Source organism: Bradyrhizobium sp. USDA 4353 (genome assembly GCF_054063215.1).
In genome coordinates, this window is record NZ_JBSSGB010000001.1 from 1,048,531 (window position 1) to 1,065,378 (window position 16,848).

Below are 16,848 nucleotides of genomic sequence, written 5' to 3' on the forward strand. Positions count from 1 at the left end.
CCACATGATGCCGGGAGTACGCCCATGACCACCGCCGATGCGAGCCCCAAAGACGGCCAGCTACGCCGCTCAGCCGAAGCGCTCCACGCTCATGAGCTCGACGCGCTGGCGCAGGAGGATACGAAGCCGCGGCCGGCGCAATGGCGGCTGTCGCCGCAGGCGGTCGTCACTTATCTGATGGGCGGCCGCACCAAGTCCGGCGTCGAGATCTCGCCGAAATATATCGGCAACCGCCGGCTGATCGAGACCGCGGTGGCGACGCTCGCGACCGATCGCGCGCTCCTGATCCTCGGCGTGCCCGGCACGGCGAAGTCGTGGGTGTCGGAGCATCTGGCCGCCGCGATCTCCGGCTCGTCCGAGATGATCGTGCAATGCACGGCCGGCACCGACGAGAACCAGATCCGCTATGGCTGGAACTACGCGCTGCTATTGGCGAAAGGCCCCTCGCGCGAGGCGATGGTGGCGACGCCGCTGATGCGGGCAATGGAGGCGGGAAGGATCGTGCGCTTCGAGGAGCTGACACGCATGCCCTCGGACGTGCAGGATACGCTGATCACCGTGCTGTCGGAGAAGCTGATGCCGATCCCGGAGATCAACGATTCCATTCACGCCACGCGCGGCTTCAACATGATCGCCACGGCGAATGCGCGCGACAAGGGCGTCAACGAATTGTCGTCGGCGCTGAAGCGGCGCTTCAATGTCGTGGTGCTGCCGCTGCCCGCCGACCTCGACGAAGAGGTGAAGATCGTCACCAAGCGCGTCGGCGAGATCGGCGGCGGCCTGGAGCTGCCGACCATTGCGCCGGCCGACCAGGAGATCATGCGCATCGTCACGGTGTTCCGCGAGCTGCGCGACGGCCAGACGCTCGACGGCCGGCTGAAGCTCAAATCGCCATCCGGCTCGCTGTCGACGGCGGAGGCGATCGCGGTGACTATCGGCGCCTGGGCCGAGGCCGGCCACTTCGGCTCCGGCGTGATCGATGCGCAGAGCATGGCGGCCAATCTGGTCGGCGCGATCGTCAAGGACCCGGTGCAGGACAAGGTGGTGCTGCAGGAATATCTCGAGACGGTGGTGCGCGAGCGCAAGCCCTGGGCCGATCTCTACGGCGCCATCCGCGACGTGATGTGACATGGCATCAGCGCAGCCCGATCGCCTGCATCTCCTCGGCATAAGGCATCACGGGCCGGGCTCGGCGCGCGCGGTGCTCACGGCGCTCGATGCCGCCGATCCCGCGGTCGTGCTGATCGAAGGGCCGCCGGATGCCGATGAGCTGATCAGTTTCGCCGCCTCGCCCGCGATGGTGCCGCCGATCGCGCTGCTGGTGCACGCGCAGGACGATGCAGCGAATGCGAGCTTCTTTCCGTTCGCGGTGTTCTCGCCGGAGTGGCAGGCGATCCGCTGGGCGCTGGCGAAGCAGCGTCCGGTCCGCTTCATCGATCTGCCGGCCTCGCATCGGCTCGCCGAACGGGCCAAAGCGGCGAAGCGAGAGGATGATGCGGGCGAGGCCTCGCCGGAGGACGCCGGCGCAGCCGCGCCGGATCAGCCTGAGACGATCGATCCGGAGCTCGCGCAGATCCGGCGCGATCCGCTGGCCTATCTCTCGACCCTGGCCGGCTATGACGACAGCGAGGCCTGGTGGAATGCGCTGGTTGAGCAGGGCACGCACGGACCGGAGATCTTTGCCGCGCTGGAAGCGGCGATCGGCGCGCTGCGCGAGAAGATCGATCCCCTGCCCTATCAACCCGCCGACGAAGCGCAACGCGAGCTGCGCCGCGAGGCGCATATGCGCCTGGAAATCGCCGCCGCGCTCGGCGCGCAGGAAGGCCCTGTCGCCGTGGTCTGCGGCGCCTGGCACGTGCCGGCGCTACGCAAGAAGGTCGCGCTGAAGGACGACCGCGCGCTGCTCAAGGGACTGCCGCAGGTCAAGGTGACCGCGACCTGGGTGCCGTGGACCGAAACGCGGCTTGCCGCGTCGTCAGGCTATGGCGCCGGCGTGATCTCTCCCGGCTGGTACGCGCATCTGTGGCAGGGGCTGGAGCACGGTGAGAGGACTGCGCGCGATGCCACCGGCTTCACGACACGCTGGCAGGCGCGCGTGGCCGAGCTGCTGCGGCGAAACGGCCGACCGGCGTCGACGGCATCGGTCATCGAGGCGTCGCGGCTGGCGATCACGCTCGCCGCGTTGCGCGACGTCGCGCTGCCGGGATTGGCGGAGATGCGCGAGGCGAGCCTCGCCACGCTGTGCGAAGGCGAGACCGCGCTGTTTCGCCTGATCGAGCAGCAGCTCATCATCGGACAACGTGTCGGCGAGATCGACGACAGCGTGCCGCAGATGCCGCTCGCCGCGGATCTCGCGCGCTGGCAACGCAAGCTGAAGCTCAAGCCCGAGGCGCTGGACAGCGACATCGCGCTCGATTTGCGCAGCGAGGCGGGCCTCGCCAAGTCGCAGCTGCTGCATCGCCTCGCCTTGATCCAGGTGCCATGGGGACGGCTGCAGGGCTCCGGACAGAGCCGCGGCACGTTTCGCGAGAACTGGCGGCTGCGCTGGGAGCCGGAATTCTCGGTGCGCCTGGTCGAGGCGCTGGTGCATGGCACGACGGTCGCGCAGGCCGCAAGCAACGCGGCGATCAGCAACGCGCAGACGGCGACGTCGCTGAGCACGGTCGCGGCCATCGTGCGCGGCTGTCTCGAAGCCGGCCTGAGCGAGGCCGCCGAGACGACGATCGCGCTGCTGCAACAGCGCTCAGCCGCCACCAGCGACGTCAGCGATCTCACCGAGGCTGTGCCGCCGCTCGCAGAGATCCTGCGCTATGGCACCGCGCGTGAGCTGCCGACCGAGGCGCTGCGGCTTTTGGTGATCAGCCTGGTCGAGACGATCTGCGCCGGTCTCGTCTATGCCTGCCGCAACCTGCAGTCCGATGTCGCCGCCGATCTGCGCGGCCGGCTGGCGCGGCTCGACGCTGCGATCGGACTGATCGAGGATGCCGGCCTGCGCGAGGGCTGGCGGCGCGCGCTGGCCTCCGTCACCAATGACGCGGCGGCGCATCCCCTGTTGAAGGGGCTGGCGAGCCGGGCACTCTATGATCATGGCGTGGTCTCGCCGGAGCAGACGGCGCTCGCTCTGTCGCGCGCACTGTCGCACAGCGTGCCGACCTTGCAGGCCGGCGACTGGCTCGACGGCTTCCTCGGCCAGAGCGGCCAGGTGCTGCTGCACGATCACGCGCTGCGCCGGATTATCGACGGCTGGCTCGCGGCGATCGATGACGAGGCGTTCAACAATCTGTTGCCGGTGATGCGCCGCGCTTTCTCGAGCTTCGATCGCAGCGAGCGACGGCGGCTGCTCGATGAGCTCGCGAAACAGCGTCCGCTGGCTGCGGCGACGACGACCGAGGCCGCGCCGTTGCAGCCGCTCACGCCGCTGCCTGCCGGCACTGCCGATTTCGAGGCCGCGCTGCCGCTGCTGCTGACGATCCTCGGCGCGGACCGGCCGATGAAGGATGCCAAGCGATGAGCGATGATGCTGACGCCGAGCGCAATCGCCGCTGGCGCCTCGTGCTCGGCGGCGACGATCAGGCCGGGCTGTCGGATCGCGACCGCAGGCTCGATGCCGCGCTCGCCGGGCTCTATGACGCCGGCTCCGGCGGCAAACGCGGCGGCGGACGCCGTGGCGGTCTCGGCGGCTCGGCGCCGCGGGTGGCGAGCTGGCTCGGCGACATCAGGGAGTTCTTTCCCGCGCCGGTCGTGCAGGTCATCCAGAAGGATGCGTTCGAGCGGCTCGGTCTCAAGGAGATGCTGCTGCAGCCGGAGTTTCTCGCCGCGCTGGAAGCCGACGTGCATCTCGTCGCCGATCTGATGGCGCTGCGCTCGGTGATGCCGGAGAGGACCAAGGCGACGGCGCGTGAGGTGGTGGCGAAGGTGGTGAAGGAGCTGATGGAGAAGCTCGACGCCCGCACCACCGAGACCATCCGCGGCGCGGTCGATCGCCGCCGCCGCACAAGGCGGCCGCGCGCTGGTGACATCGACTGGCCGCGCACCATCGGGAAGAACCTGCGGCACTGGCAGGCCGAGCATCGCACCATCGTGCCGGAGACATTGGTCGGCCACGCCCGCGCGGCGCGGCGGACCAATCTGGAGGAGGTCATCCTCTGCGTCGACCAGTCAGGCTCGATGGGGACCTCGGTGGTCTACTCCTCGATCTTCGCGGCCGTGCTGGCCTCGATCCCGGCGATCGCGATGAAGCTCGTGGTGTTCGACACCAGCATCATCGATCTCACCGAGGAGCTCGCCGACCCCGTCGAGGTGCTGTTCTCGGTGCAACTCGGCGGCGGCACCGACATCAACCAGGCGTTGGCCTATTGCGAGCGCCTGGTGCGCGAGCCGTCACGCACGCACATGGTGCTGATCAGCGATCTCATCGAAGGCGGTATCGCCGAGCAGATGCTGGCGCGCGCGAAAGCGCTGGTCTCCTCCGGTGTGAACCTGATCGTGCTGCTCGCGCTCAACGACGACGGCCGCCCCGCCTACGACGCCAGGCACGCCGCGATCCTGGCTTCGCTCGGCTGCCCGGTGTTCGCCTGCACCCCGCACCAGTTTCCCGAGCTGATGGCCACCGCGCTGAAGCGCCAGGACATCTGGTCCTGGGCCGCCGCGCAGGACATCAAGCTGGTGCGGCCGGAGGACAAGGGGAGCTAGCGGGCTGGCCTATTGGAAGCACGCCCGATCATCTGTCCGAAGCCTGTTCTTGAGGAGTTGCTACTGCGTCGCTAATCTACAACTGTAGCAGCGAGGAGCGAAGATGAGCAGCAAGGCCAAAACGCTGACCGAGCAGGCACGTGCTCTGCCCCCGCAGGATCGCATAGCACTGGTTGAGGACGTGCTCGACAGCCTGGATCGGGCCGATCCCGAGATCGATCGACTCTGGGCGCAGGAGGCGAGCGACCGGCTGGCGGCCTACCGGCGCGGCGAGCTCGCAGCCAGAGATCTGCACGACATCATCGCCAAATACCGGCCGTGACGGTTCGTTTTGTTGAGATCGCCGAGATCGAGCTCGACCAGGCGATCCAGTGGTACGGCGCACAGGCGCCGGGCTTGGACAACGCGTTTCTGCTTGAGGTGCTCTCGGCCGTGGACCGCATCGCGCGTTTTCCGGAAGCCTGGCACCCAATCGGCGAAGGTATTCATCGATGCCGTCTCAGCCGATTTCCATACGGGCTGATCTACACCCTCGACGGTGATGATATCCTCGTCTTGGCTGTGGCGCACCTGCATCGCCGCCCCGACTACTGGCGTGATCGGCTGAAGCGATGACCCGCCCGCTCGCCTGAGACGAAGCCTCTGCGCCTGCGATCTGGCGAGAGCTCAATCCGGGCTTGGCCAGCCGAAGCGCACATTGAGGTTCGATGCCGCGTTCAATGCGTCGATCAGCAAAGCGCGTGGCCAGGCCGGCATCTTCGGCCAGCATGTTACGATGGCTGTCGGGTTGCGGCTTCTGATGATTCTCGACGAGCGGCCTGCCGCCGGCTGCGGCGATCGGCCGCGCGACCGACGTCTGACAGGCTCGATCGGATCACCCCGGATCTTACCGGTCGTAGTTCGACGGGGCCAAGCCTGACCATCTCGGGTCGGCCTCCATCGATTGCACGTCCATGGGCACAACGATCCAGCGATCGGTATCTTATACCCGGCGATGCGCCTTTTCCTCCGTGAAAGCCCGGATGCGAGCGGCGCCTCGCATCTGCGTAGCGCACATCAATGATGCACAACGAGCAGCTAATTAGATCGTCCGATTTGAATCGAGTTATCTGGATGCGCGAAATGCGCAATGCACTTTAGTGAATCTCTAATGCGCGTTTTGCACGATGCCGCCACGACGTGCTCGCTGGAGACGTGATGGTGTCTGAGTATCTGAAGTCGAAACAGGCCGTAAAACTACCGGCCGATTGCAGCATTTCTGCAATCCGGGAAGTCCACGGCATGATCCGCGACGCGTTTGAACAGCCCGCTGCGCTCGAGATCGACGGCTCCTGCGTCGACAAGGCGGATGTGACCTCGATCCAGCTTCTCATTTCAACCGCGAAGACCGGACGCGCGCATGGTCGCGCCGTCGCGCTGACGGCCCCCTCCGAGGCTCTGCGCAACGTCATTCGCCGCGCCGGCTTCGCCGGCGATGCCGCGGTCGATCATCACTTCTCGCACAAGATGGATGGCATCTGATGGCGACCATCCTGACCATCGGGGAGAGGGTGAAGTCCGCCGCCGACGCAGCGGGCTGCAGGTCCGATCGACTCATCTGCACCATGGCTCGGCGGGTCCGCTCATGAGCACCCCCGATTGGACCGAATCCTTCCGGCAGGAATCATCCGAGCTGCTCGAGACGCTCGAAGGCGCGCTGCTCGATCTCTGCGATCAGCCTGACGACCGCGAGCTGATCGATTGCGCGTTCCGCGCCCTGCATACGATCAAGGGCTCGGGGTCGATGTTCGGCTTCGACAAGGTCGCCAACTTCACGCACGAGTTCGAGACCGCCTTCGACCGCGTCCGCAAGGGCGAGATCCCGCCGACGCGCGAGCTCATCACGGTGGCGCTGGCGGCCAAGGACTACATCCGCGCGCTGATCGAGGCGCCTGACAGCACCGACCAGATCATCGGCGACGGCATCCTCGACGACCTCCGGCGGTTTGTCGCGCCGAGTACGGATCAGGAGACAGGTTCACCACAACCAGCGGCGTCTCCCGTCGTAGCCGATGAGGAGCCGCGCGATGACACCGCCCTGGCCGGGTGGCGCCTGCATCTGGAGTTCGAGTCGCACATTCTCCGCAACGGCTCGAATCCGCTCCATCTGCTCGACGATCTCTGCAGGCTCGGCCCCTGCTTCGCCGTCGCTCTGATCGATGACGTGCCGCTGCTCGACGCGCTCGATCCCGAGGAGTGCTACCTGAAATGGGACGTGACCCTGCACTCCGCCTGCAGCAGGGAGATCATCGACGATATCTTCATGTTCGTCATCGAGGAGATGACGCTGACGGCCACGCCGCTGTCGCGTCGCGAGCTGTCGCCGGCGGCGCAACCGCCGACGCCGAAAGCCCCCGCGCCGCGCACCGCCATTTCCGATCCGGCGCCAGCACCGACGCCGGCGCCAGCGCCCAACGAGGCAGAACGGGCGCCGGAGCCGCGCCGCGAGGAGCCCAAGCGCAGCGACGATCGCGGCATTGCGACCGTGCGCGTGCAGGCGCGCCGCCTCGACGAGATGATGGACCGCGTCGGCGAGCTCGTCATCGCGCAGGCCCGGCTCAGCCAGCTCGCCTCCGCAAGCTCCGACCCGTCGATCAAGATCATCGCCGAGGAGATCGAGCGCCTCGCCGGCAGCCTGCGCGACAGCACGATGGGCGCGCGCATGGTGCCCATCGGCTCGCTGTTCGGCCGCTTCCGCCGCCTCGTCCACGACCTCTCGCTCGAATTGTCGAAGCCCGTGGACCTGATCACGTCGGGCGAGGACACTGAGCTCGACAAGACGATGATCGAGTGCCTCGCCGATCCGCTGGTGCATCTGATCCGCAACGCGATCGATCACGGCATCGAGCAGACCGCCGTGCGCAACGCCGCAGGCAAGACCGAGAAGGGCCGCATCGAGCTGCATGCGATCCATTCCGGCGCGCAGGTGCTGGTGACGGTGCGCGACAACGGCGCCGGCCTGAACACGGCGCGCATCCGCGCCAAGGCCGAGGAGCTCGGACTGCTGGCGCCGGACGCCGAGCTGTCCGACGCCGACATTCACCAATTCCTGTTTCATCCGGGCTTCTCGACGGCGCAGACGATCTCGGCGCTGTCCGGCCGCGGCGTCGGCATGGATGTGGTCAAGCGCACCATCGAGAACATGCGCGGATCGATCGACATGGCCACGAAGCCCGGCGAAGGCACCACGGTCACGCTGCGCCTGCCGCTGACGCTCGCGATCATCGAGGGGCTGATGATCCGGGTCGGCGAAGGCCGCTACATCATTCCGCTGTCGGCAGTGGAGGAATGCGTGGAGCTCACCGCCGCAGACCAGCGCGCCCGCGGCCGCAACTTCCTCAACATCCGCGGCGACCTCGTGCCGTTCCTGATGCTGCGCGACATCCTCCACGCCACCGGCTCGCCGGACGAGTATCAGAAGACGATCATCGTCTCGACCGGCGAGACGCGCGTCGGCCTCGTCGCGGACCAGATCATCGGCAGCCACCAGACGGTGATCAAGTCGCTGTCCAAGCTGCATTCCGACGTCACGATCTTCTCCGGCGCCACCATTCTCGGCGACGGCACCGCCGCGCTGATCCTCGACGTGCCGCAGCTTGTCGGGCTTGCACAGGCGCATGCCGACAAGCACCATCTGAACGAGGCCGCCTGATGGCCCAGCAAGTCCAACAAGCCGCTGCCGCCTCGACCGATCATGCGCTTCAGGTCGTGATGATCGGGCTCGGCGACGAGAAATTCGCGCTCGACGCCGCGATCGTGCGCGAGATCATCGATCCCGTGCCGGCGACGCGGGTTGCCGGCGCCAAGCCGTTCGTACCGAGCATCATCAATGTCCGCGGCAATATCGTGCCGCTTGCCGATCTCAGGCTTCGCTTTGGGATGCCGCTGACCGAGGCCTCCGCCGATACCAGGATCGTGGTGGTCGAGATCGCGGTCGAAGGCGAGCCGGTGCTGGTCGGGGTCATCGCCGACAAGGTCTACGAGGTCAGCGAGATCTTCCATGCCGACATGCAGCAGACGCCGCGCGTCGGCGTGAACTGGAAACCCGAATTCATCCGCTGCATCACCAAATGGCGGGACGAGTTCGTGATCGTGCCGAATATGGAACGCATTCTGAATCAGTCGAGCAAGACTTCTGAGGGGCTACAATGAGATTCACGGTTAAGGCCAAGCTGGCTGCATCGTTCGGCGTCGTGATCCTGCTGTCGATGATCGCGGGGGCCGTCGGCTACATCAAGCTCACCGACACGATCGCGATGACGGATAGTATCGTGGCGGCGGCGGGGCGCTTGGAAAAAGGCATGGAGCTGGAGACCACGCTGCTGTTCCAGGTCCGCGCCGAGAAGAATGCGCTCCTGACCAGCTCAGACGCCGAGTTCGACCGCTTCACGGCGGAGATCGCGACGCTGCGCGCACAGATGATCAAGACCAAGGACGAGATCTATGCCGCCGCGACCGAAAGCGGCCGAAAGCTGCTGGACCAGGTTGCGGTTCAATACGGCAATCTCAACGCTCTCCAGGACGAGGCGCTGAGGATCGGCAGGGCGGACCGCGCGAAGGGCGCCGCCAGCTCGATGAGTGACGTGCGCAAGGCGGTGGGACAGACGACCAACGCCTTGAGCGAGTATGTTCACTACGTGCAGGGGCTGATGGCGTCGCGCGCCGAGCAGTCCAGGTCCGAGGGCGCCCGGTCGCAGATGTTGATGCTCAGCCTCGTGGCTGCGGGGCTGCTGGTGGGCGTGATATCTGCGCTGTGGATCGCCATCAACATCAGCCGCGGCCTCAGCCGCGCCGTCGGACTCGCGGAAGCGGTGGCGGTCGGCGATCTCAGCCAGACCATCGAGCACAAGAGCAACGACGAAGTCGGCGATCTCATCAAGTCGCTGAATGCCATGACGGCGAACCTGAAAACGATGGCCATCGTGGCCGACGAGATCGCCAACGGCAACCTCGTCATCGAAGCCAAGCGCCAGTCCGACAAGGACACGCTCGGCATGGCGCTGGAGCGCATGGTGGAAAGGCTTCGCCAGATCGTGTCCGAGGCCCTCACCGCAGCTCAGAACGTCTCAGCCGGCAGCCAGGAGCTCTCGGCCAGCGCCGAGCAGTTGTCGCAGGGCGCAACCGAGCAGGCGTCCTCCGCCGAGGAGGCCTCCTCGTCGATGGAGGAGATGGCGGCGAATGTGAAGCAGAATGCCGAGAATGCCAGCCAGACCGAGAAGATCGCGGCGCAGTCGGCCAAGGATGCGGAAGCCAGCGGCACGGCCGTCGGCCGCGCGGTGGAGGCGATGCAGACCATCGCCGGCAAGATCACCATCGTGCAGGAGATCGCGCGGCAGACCGATCTGCTGGCGCTCAATGCCGCGGTCGAAGCGGCGCGGGCCGGCGAGCACGGCAAGGGCTTTGCCGTCGTCGCCTCCGAGGTTCGCAAGCTCGCGGAACGCAGCCAGGCGGCGGCCACCGAGATCGGGCAGCTGTCGAGCGAGACGGTCAAGGTCGCACAGGAGGCCGGCAGCATGCTGGCGAAGCTCGTGCCCGACATCAAGCGCACGGCGGAGCTGGTCGAAGAGATCACCGCCGCATGCCGCGAGCAGGACGTCGGCTCGGCGCAGATCAACCAGGCGATCCAGCAGCTCGACCAGGTGGGTCAGCAGAACGCCAGCGCCTCGGAGCAGGTGTCGGCGACGTCCGAAGAGCTGGCGGCCCAAGCCGATCAGTTGCAGGCGACCATTGCCTTTTTCCGCATCGACGGGGGCATCGCACAGAACGGGGCCGAGTCGGCCGCCCCGATCGACGCCGCCGTCAGCCAACTGCGGAGCAAGGCTGCCAGCATGGCCGCGGCGGACCGCAGCCCTAAGAAGCCGGCCCCCGCCAAGTCCAGGCCCGCGCGTGCGGTCAAGGCCGCCGGCGGCGGCGGCTTCGCCTTCAGCCTCGACGACGGCGAGGACGAGCGTGATGCGGACTTCCGGCGCTAGGTCGAGGTATCGCGAGAGCAGAGGACAGGACTCAGCATGGCCGAGACCTCACAATATCTGACGCTTGGTCTGGCGGGTGAAACCTTCGGCATCAGCATCCGCAACGTTCGCGAGATCCTCGATATGAGGCCGATCTCGCGGCTGCCGCACGCGCCGCACTTCCTGCTCGGGATGATCGACGTGCGCGGCAGCGGCTATCCGATCGTCGATCTGAGATTGAAGCTCGACCTGCCGAGCGTGCCTGCGACGGAGGCGACGCGGATCATCATTCTCGATGTCCCCGTCGGCAACCGCCTGGTCGGGGTCGGCTTCGTCGCCGACTGCGTGTTCGAGGTCACCGACATCGACGAGAGCTCGGCTGAGCCCGTTCCGGAGGTCGGCGGCCGCTGGACGTCCGACTACATCGCCGGCATCGGGCGGAAGGGCGACAAGTTCGTCATTCTGTTCGATCTGGCGAAGCTGATGGCTCAGACCAGCCTGCCCGGCGCAACCCTCGGTGATCATGCCCCAGCCGCAGCTTAAGCCCGGCTGGGCGGAGACATTCGGTAGCGCGGGGACGTTGTCCGATGCGCATTTCCGCGCGCTCGCGCAGCTCATCGAAGCACAGGTCGGCATCCAGCTGCCGCCGGCCAAGCGCTACATGCTGGAGGGCCGGCTGCAGAAGCGCGTCCGCGCGCTCGACCTCGCCAGCATGCGCGAATATGTCGATGCCCTGTTCGACGCGGATCGGTTCGAGGACGAGCTGGTCCACTTGATCGACGTCGTGACGACCAACAAGACCGACTTCTTTCGCGAGCCGGCCCATTTCGATTTCGTTCGAAACACGGCAGTCCCCGAACTGATGAAGCTGCGTGGCGGCGGGCCTCAGCGCAACCTGAAGCTCTGGAGCGCCGCGGCCTCGACCGGAATGGAGGCCTACACGATGGCGATCGTGATGGATGACATGATCCGAGGAGGCTTGCGCGCCGACTTTCGCATCCTCGGCACCGACATCTCGAATCCCGTTCTGCGGATGGCGAAGAAGGCGATCTACGACATCGAGGCGCTCACGCCGGTGCCGGAGCATCTGGCGAAGCGCTATTTCCTGCGCTCGCGCGATCCGTCGCGAGCGGAATGCCGCGTGGTGCCCGAGCTGCGCAGCCGCGTCAATTTCGAGCGCATGAACCTGATGGACACGACGTACCCTGTGGACCGCGACGTCGACATCATCTTCTGCCGCAACGTCCTGATCTATTTCGACAAGCCGACCCAGCGCAAGGTCGTCACCCGGCTCTGCTCGCATCTGCGGCCCGGAGGATATCTGATGGTGGGGCACTCCGAATCCATGGTTCACAATGTCGTGCCGGGTCTGAAGCAGATCCGGCCGACGATCTTCACCGTGTAGACGAGGCGATCGCATGACCAAACAAAAGGTGCGTGTGCTGATCGTGGACGATTCCGCGTCTGTCCGGCAGATCATGACCTCGATCCTCGGTGAGGATCCGGAGATCGAGGTGACGGGGACGGCAGCGGATCCCTTCGCGGCGGCGCGCCGGCTGCAGATGCAGCTGCCCGACGTCATCGTGCTGGACATCGAGATGCCGCGGATGGACGGTCTCACCTTCCTGCGCAAGATCATGGCGCAACATCCGATCCCGGTGGTGATCTGCTCCTCCGCCACCGACGGCAGCTCGCAGCTGACCTTCGAGGCGCTCGAGGCCGGCGCCGTCGATATCGTCCCCAAGCCGCGCGTCGACACCCGCCAGGCCTTGCTGGAGTCGTCGGGACGGCTGCGCGACGCGGTGAAATCTGCGGCGCGCGCACGGGTCCGGCCGCGCTCGGAGCGCCGCATGCTCGTCGAGAAGAAGCTGACCGCCGACGCCATCATGCCGCCCCCGGTGGAGACGCGCTCGCGGCCAACGACGGAACGCATCGTCTGCATCGGGGCCTCGACGGGCGGCACCGAGGCGCTCGCCGACGTGCTCGAGGCGCTGCCGGCGGACTGCCCGGGCATCCTCATCGTCCAGCACATGCCGCCGGGCTTCACGGCAGCCTTCGCGCGCCGCCTCGACTCGATCTGCGCGATCCACGTGAAGGAGGCGGAGGACGGCGAAACGGTGCATGCCGGCTGCGCCTATATCGCGCCGGGAGCACGGCACATGCTGCTGCAGCGCTCGGGCCTGCGCTATCACATCGCGATCAAGGACGGCCCGCCGGTGTCGCGTCATCGCCCCTCGGTCGACGTGCTGTTTCGCTCGACCGCGCAATATGCAGGGCGCAATGCGCTGGGCGTCATCATGACCGGTATGGGCGATGACGGCGCGCGAGGACTGCTGGAAATGCGCAAGCTCGGCGCGGCCACGCGCGCGCAGAACGAGGAAAGCTGCGTCGTCTTTGGAATGCCCAAGGAGGCGATCGCCCATGGCGCGGTCGAGAAGGTTATCAGCCTTGATCAGATTCCCCGCGAGATCGTCAAATGGCACCAGGCCGGCCACCCGGCAGCGGCGAGCTAATCGAGATGAGCGACGCGATCCGATGTCCAGCCCCCCGTCCCTCTCGCCACCTGCGTCGGGACGCGCTGCGCGGTTCGAGCCTGGCCGCGATCAGTCGGGCTGCGGGCTCGCCAGAATTTCGCGCAAGGCGTCGGTCAGGCGCGCCAGCTCCGCCGCCGAGCCGATCGTGATGCGCAGATAGTCCGCGATGCGCGGCGCGGTGAAGTGGCGCACCAGCACCGCACGTTCGCGCAGGCCCGCCGCGAGTGCTGGGCCTGAACGGTGCGGGTGACGCGCGAAGAGGAAATTGGCGCTCGACGGCAGCACCTCGAAGCCGAGTTCGGCCAGCGCGGCGGTGAGATCCGCGCGATTGCGCATGATCTCCGAACGCGTCTGCTGGAAATGCGCCTCGTCCTCGACCGACGCGATCGCCCCTGCCTGGGCGGGACGGCCGAGCGGATAGGAGTTGAAGCTGTCCTTCACCCGCGTCAGGCCCTCGATCAGCTCGGCATTGCCGATCGCATAGCCGACGCGCAGGCCAGCCAGCGCGCGCGACTTGGACATCGTCTGCACCACAAGCAGATTGGGATGCTCGGCGATGAGCGGGATGGCGGTCTCGGCGCCGAAATCGACATAGGCCTCGTCGATCACGAGCACGGTGTCGCTGCGGGCCGCGGCAAGCCGCGCGATCTCCGCGAGCGGCAACGCGATGCCGGTCGGCGCATTCGGGTTGGCGATGATCACCGGCCCGGGACGGCCGATATAGTCGTCGATCCGCACGCGCATCCCGGCATCAAGCGGGACGGTCGTGGTGTCGATCCCGAGCAGGCGGCAATAGACGGGATAGAAGCTGTAGGTCACGTCCGGAAACAGCACCGGCTCCGACTGCTTCAACAGCGCGGCGAAGGTGTGCGCGAGCACCTCGTCGGAGCCGTTGCCGACGAACACCTGCGCGGGCGAGACTTGGTGATAGTCCGCCAGGACCTCGCGCAGGCGGGTGGCCTGCGGATCGGGATAGAGGCGCAGCGCATCGGACGCCGCCGCCCGGATGGCTTCGATCGCCCTGGGCGACGGTCCGAACGGGCTCTCATTGGTGTTGAGCTTGACGAGGCCCGGAATCTGCGGCTGCTCGCCCGGCACGTAGGGCGACAGCCCGCGGGCCAGCTCTGACCAGAAACGACTCACGACCGTTCTCCAGCGGACACGAACGTCGGCACCCGACGCAGCGCCGGGCGACAGAAAAAGTACGGATACGAGGGATGGGGTTTCATGAGCAAATGGCGCGCCCGGAACGATTCGAACGTCCGACCCTCAGATTCGTAGTCTGATGCTCTATCCAGCTGAGCTACGGGCGCGTTTTCGCTTTTGGCGGGCTCCAGGCCAGAAGGCTGGATCCCGGAAGGCCGGAGCGGCAAATGCTGGCAGGCCTTGCGAAGGGCCTCTGACTAACGGCTCGGAGGCCGGTTGGCAAGGCTGCAGCGCGACATTTTGTGACCCTTTTTTTGGGGACGGCTCCGGCGGAGGCGGACGGCTTGGCGTCGGGAACGCCCGGGCTGGCTCATGCGCTGGCGCGCTCGTTCCAGAACGTCTGGAGCTCGACCGGGCGGTCGGGGATCGTGATCCGGAAGGTGGCGCCCAGGGTGCCCTCGACCAGCTGGATGTCACCGTCATGGGCCCGCACCAGTTCGGCGGCGATGGCGAGGCCCAGCCCCGAGCCGCCCGGACGGCCGGCGCCCCGGAACGCCTCGAACAGGTGCTCCCGCACCTTGGCCGGTACGCCGGGACCGGTGTCGGACACTTCCAGGATCGCCACCGCGCCCTCGCGTCGGCCGGTGATGCGGATCTGGCGCACGCCCTCGTCGGCCGCGAGGCTGTCCAAGGCCTGCGCGGCATTGCGCACCAGATTGAGCAGCACGCGGAACAGCTGGTCCGGATCGGCATCGATCTTCAAACCGCGCTCGATCGCCGCGACCCAGGTGATCGAGGCGTCCGGCGCCAATCCCGCGGTCTCGCGCACCTCGGCCACCACCGACTCCACCGCGACCATGCGGCGGTCCGGCGCCGGCTCCTGCACCTTGCCGTAGGACAAGGTCGACTGGCAGAACGCGATGGCGCGCTCCAGCGAGCGCATCAGCTTCGGCGCGAAGCGCTGCACCCGCGGATCGGGCACGCTGGCGAGCTGATCCGACAACAGCTGCGACGAGGCCAAGAGGTTGCGCAGATCGTGATTGATCTTGGAGACCGCGAGGCCGAGCGCGGCGAGCCTACTCTTCTGATGCAGCATCGAGACGAGGTCGCGCTGCATGTCGGCGAGCTCACGCTCGGCGACGCCGATCTCGTCGGAGCGCTGGCTCGGCACGATGATTCGCGCCGCGCTCTCGGGATTCTCATGGAAGCCCACGAGACTCGCGGTCAGCCGCCGCATCGGCCGCACGAACAGGTAATGCAGGGCCAGATAGACCAGCGCCGCGGTCAGCATCGCGAGCAGCAGGGAGACGCCGAGCAGGTTGCGCGAGAAACGGTACATCGCCCGGCGCAGCGGCTTCTCGTCGGTCACGACCTCGATGAATTGCGCGCGGCCAGGCGACGGACCGATCACGCGCATGGTGTGATCGCCGGTCTCCATCATCATCTTCAGCGAGTTCACGATCGACGACCACACGGTCATGTCGCGCATGTCGTAGTCATGATCGATCGAGGCCGGCAGATCGGCGCTGGCGAGCAGCCGGCGCTGCTGACCCATCTTGATGGCGACGCCGCGCGCATTGATCGAGGTCAGGATCTGGCGCGCCAGCGAATCCGGCACCATGCCCGAGGGCGCAGCGTCGAGCACCAGCGCGGCGGTATTGGCGGCGGCCAGGCGGTCGTTGAGGCGGTTGGTCCAGAAATTCGCGATGGCCGGCACGTAAACCAGGACGGCCGCGATCATCACCAGCGGAATGGTCAGCAGCAGCAGCTTTCCGGACAAGCCGAGCCGGCGCGACCGCTTCGGTCGCAGACGCTCCAGGATCGGCTGGTTGTCGCTCTCTGTCACGTATCGCCCTTGTAAGAGACACCCCCACCCTTACGGGTCCGCAAGATGGGACTGCACCGGAGTCCGGTCAAATTACGGATCGCTCATGTTGAGGTTTCCAAACCGTTCATAATGGAACCCAGAATTGCGCGATCCTGATCGTCCTTGGCCCGACCGAGACATGGGTCTAGCGCTCCGTTTGCGTCCCGGTCTTGTACGCTATTGATCTGGCCACATGACCGGACGCTGACCAGCATCGATGACCACGGCGCTTACGCCGCCTGCTTCAGCCCCTGTCTCATGCGTCGCTCGAGCGGCCGGTCGGACGTCTTGCCGCGATTGACGAAGGCGGGACGCTCCCTTATAAGCCGCGCCAACCGTCCGCGATGACCCGGCTTGCCCGGGGCGGCTCGATTTCAGGGCCGGCAGCGGTCCGTTTCGGGCCAGGAAGCATCACCGGACATCCTCGACATTTCAAGCCGGCAAGTTGTCAACTGGCAAATTGCCCGTCAGCGGAGATCGACCCGTGAAGCGGACCTATCAACCCAGCAAACTGGTGCGCAAGCGCCGTCACGGCTTCCGCGCCCGCCTCGCGACCACCGGCGGCCGCAAGGTTCTGGCCGCGCGTCGCGCCCGGGGCCGCAAGCGTCTCAGCGCCTGA

At 66.7% G+C, this 16,848-nt stretch carries 15 protein-coding genes and 1 tRNA gene; 13 read left to right on the top strand and 3 right to left on the bottom strand.

Going from position 1 to position 16,848, the window contains the following annotated elements:
* Nucleotides 1-24 precede the first annotated feature (24 nt).
* The 12 genes from ACVILH_RS04705 to ACVILH_RS04760 all read left to right on the top strand — a co-directional run bounded on the left by ACVILH_RS04705 (nucleotide 25) and on the right by ACVILH_RS04760 (nucleotide 13,195).
* Nucleotides 25-1,128: an ATP-binding protein gene (locus ACVILH_RS04705; RefSeq protein WP_456711854.1), complete on the top strand. Its 1,104-nt coding sequence runs from the start codon at nucleotides 25-27 to the stop codon at nucleotides 1,126-1,128.
* A 1-nt stretch (nucleotide 1,129) separates the two neighbouring features.
* The gene (locus ACVILH_RS04710; RefSeq protein ID WP_456711855.1) at nucleotides 1,130-3,511 is read left to right on the top strand and encodes a DUF5682 family protein; all 2,382 of its coding nucleotides are present in this window, start codon (nucleotides 1,130-1,132) and stop codon (nucleotides 3,509-3,511) included.
* Nucleotides 3,508-4,692 (top strand): VWA domain-containing protein, encoded by a 1,185-nt coding sequence (locus tag ACVILH_RS04715; RefSeq protein WP_456711856.1) that lies wholly within the window; start codon nucleotides 3,508-3,510, stop codon nucleotides 4,690-4,692. Before ACVILH_RS04710 ends, ACVILH_RS04715 begins: the two co-directional genes overlap by 4 nt.
* Nucleotides 4,693-4,795: 103 nt before the next feature.
* Nucleotides 4,796-5,014, top strand: a complete 219-nt coding sequence (locus ACVILH_RS04720) for an addiction module protein (protein ID WP_456711857.1) — start codon at nucleotides 4,796-4,798, stop codon at nucleotides 5,012-5,014.
* The gene (locus ACVILH_RS04725) at nucleotides 5,011-5,307 is read left to right on the top strand and encodes a type II toxin-antitoxin system RelE/ParE family toxin (protein WP_456711858.1); all 297 of its coding nucleotides are present in this window, start codon (nucleotides 5,011-5,013) and stop codon (nucleotides 5,305-5,307) included. Before ACVILH_RS04720 ends, ACVILH_RS04725 begins: the two co-directional genes overlap by 4 nt.
* A 582-nt stretch (nucleotides 5,308-5,889) precedes the next feature.
* Nucleotides 5,890-6,213: an STAS domain-containing protein gene (locus tag ACVILH_RS04730; RefSeq protein ID WP_456711859.1), complete on the top strand. Its 324-nt coding sequence runs from the start codon at nucleotides 5,890-5,892 to the stop codon at nucleotides 6,211-6,213.
* A gap of 103 nt (nucleotides 6,214-6,316) precedes the next feature.
* Complete coding sequence (locus ACVILH_RS04735) at nucleotides 6,317-8,383, top strand: chemotaxis protein CheA (protein WP_456711860.1); 2,067 nt, start codon at nucleotides 6,317-6,319, stop codon at nucleotides 8,381-8,383.
* A complete protein-coding gene (locus ACVILH_RS04740; protein WP_456711861.1) occupies nucleotides 8,383-8,883 on the top strand; it encodes a chemotaxis protein CheW in 501 nt (166 codons plus the stop codon). The genes ACVILH_RS04735 and ACVILH_RS04740 overlap by 1 nt, the downstream gene beginning before the upstream one ends.
* Complete coding sequence (locus ACVILH_RS04745; protein WP_456711862.1) at nucleotides 8,880-10,703, top strand: methyl-accepting chemotaxis protein; 1,824 nt, start codon at nucleotides 8,880-8,882, stop codon at nucleotides 10,701-10,703. The genes ACVILH_RS04740 and ACVILH_RS04745 overlap by 4 nt, the downstream gene beginning before the upstream one ends.
* A 36-nt stretch (nucleotides 10,704-10,739) precedes the next feature.
* Nucleotides 10,740-11,225, top strand: coding sequence for a chemotaxis protein CheW (locus tag ACVILH_RS04750; protein ID WP_257170207.1), 486 nt, complete (start codon nucleotides 10,740-10,742; stop codon nucleotides 11,223-11,225).
* Nucleotides 11,206-12,087: a CheR family methyltransferase gene (locus tag ACVILH_RS04755; RefSeq protein WP_456711863.1), complete on the top strand. Its 882-nt coding sequence runs from the start codon at nucleotides 11,206-11,208 to the stop codon at nucleotides 12,085-12,087. The genes ACVILH_RS04750 and ACVILH_RS04755 overlap by 20 nt, the downstream gene beginning before the upstream one ends.
* 13 nt (nucleotides 12,088-12,100) lie before the next feature.
* Nucleotides 12,101-13,195 carry a protein-glutamate methylesterase/protein-glutamine glutaminase gene (locus tag ACVILH_RS04760; RefSeq protein WP_456711864.1) on the top strand — a complete coding sequence of 365 codons (1,095 nt, stop codon included), beginning with the start codon at nucleotides 12,101-12,103 and terminating at the stop codon, nucleotides 13,193-13,195.
* A gap of 90 nt (nucleotides 13,196-13,285) precedes the next feature.
* On the opposite strand, the gene hisC is transcribed toward ACVILH_RS04760, so the two are convergent.
* From hisC to ACVILH_RS04775, 3 genes are all read right to left on the bottom strand, one after another.
* The gene (gene hisC / locus ACVILH_RS04765) at nucleotides 13,286-14,359 is read right to left on the bottom strand and encodes a histidinol-phosphate transaminase (protein WP_456711865.1); all 1,074 of its coding nucleotides are present in this window, start codon (nucleotides 14,357-14,359) and stop codon (nucleotides 13,286-13,288) included.
* Between the two features lie 93 nt (nucleotides 14,360-14,452).
* Nucleotides 14,453-14,529 (bottom strand) — tRNA-Arg (locus ACVILH_RS04770).
* 203 nt (nucleotides 14,530-14,732) lie between these two features.
* On the bottom strand, nucleotides 14,733-16,208 hold the full coding sequence (locus ACVILH_RS04775) for a sensor histidine kinase (RefSeq protein WP_456711866.1): 1,476 nt from the start codon (nucleotides 16,206-16,208) through the stop codon (nucleotides 14,733-14,735).
* Nucleotides 16,209-16,713: 505 nt separating this feature from the next.
* Between ACVILH_RS04775 and rpmH the strand changes: the two genes are divergently transcribed.
* Nucleotides 16,714-16,848, top strand: a complete 135-nt coding sequence (gene rpmH, locus ACVILH_RS04780; protein WP_006609582.1) for a 50S ribosomal protein L34 — start codon at nucleotides 16,714-16,716, stop codon at nucleotides 16,846-16,848.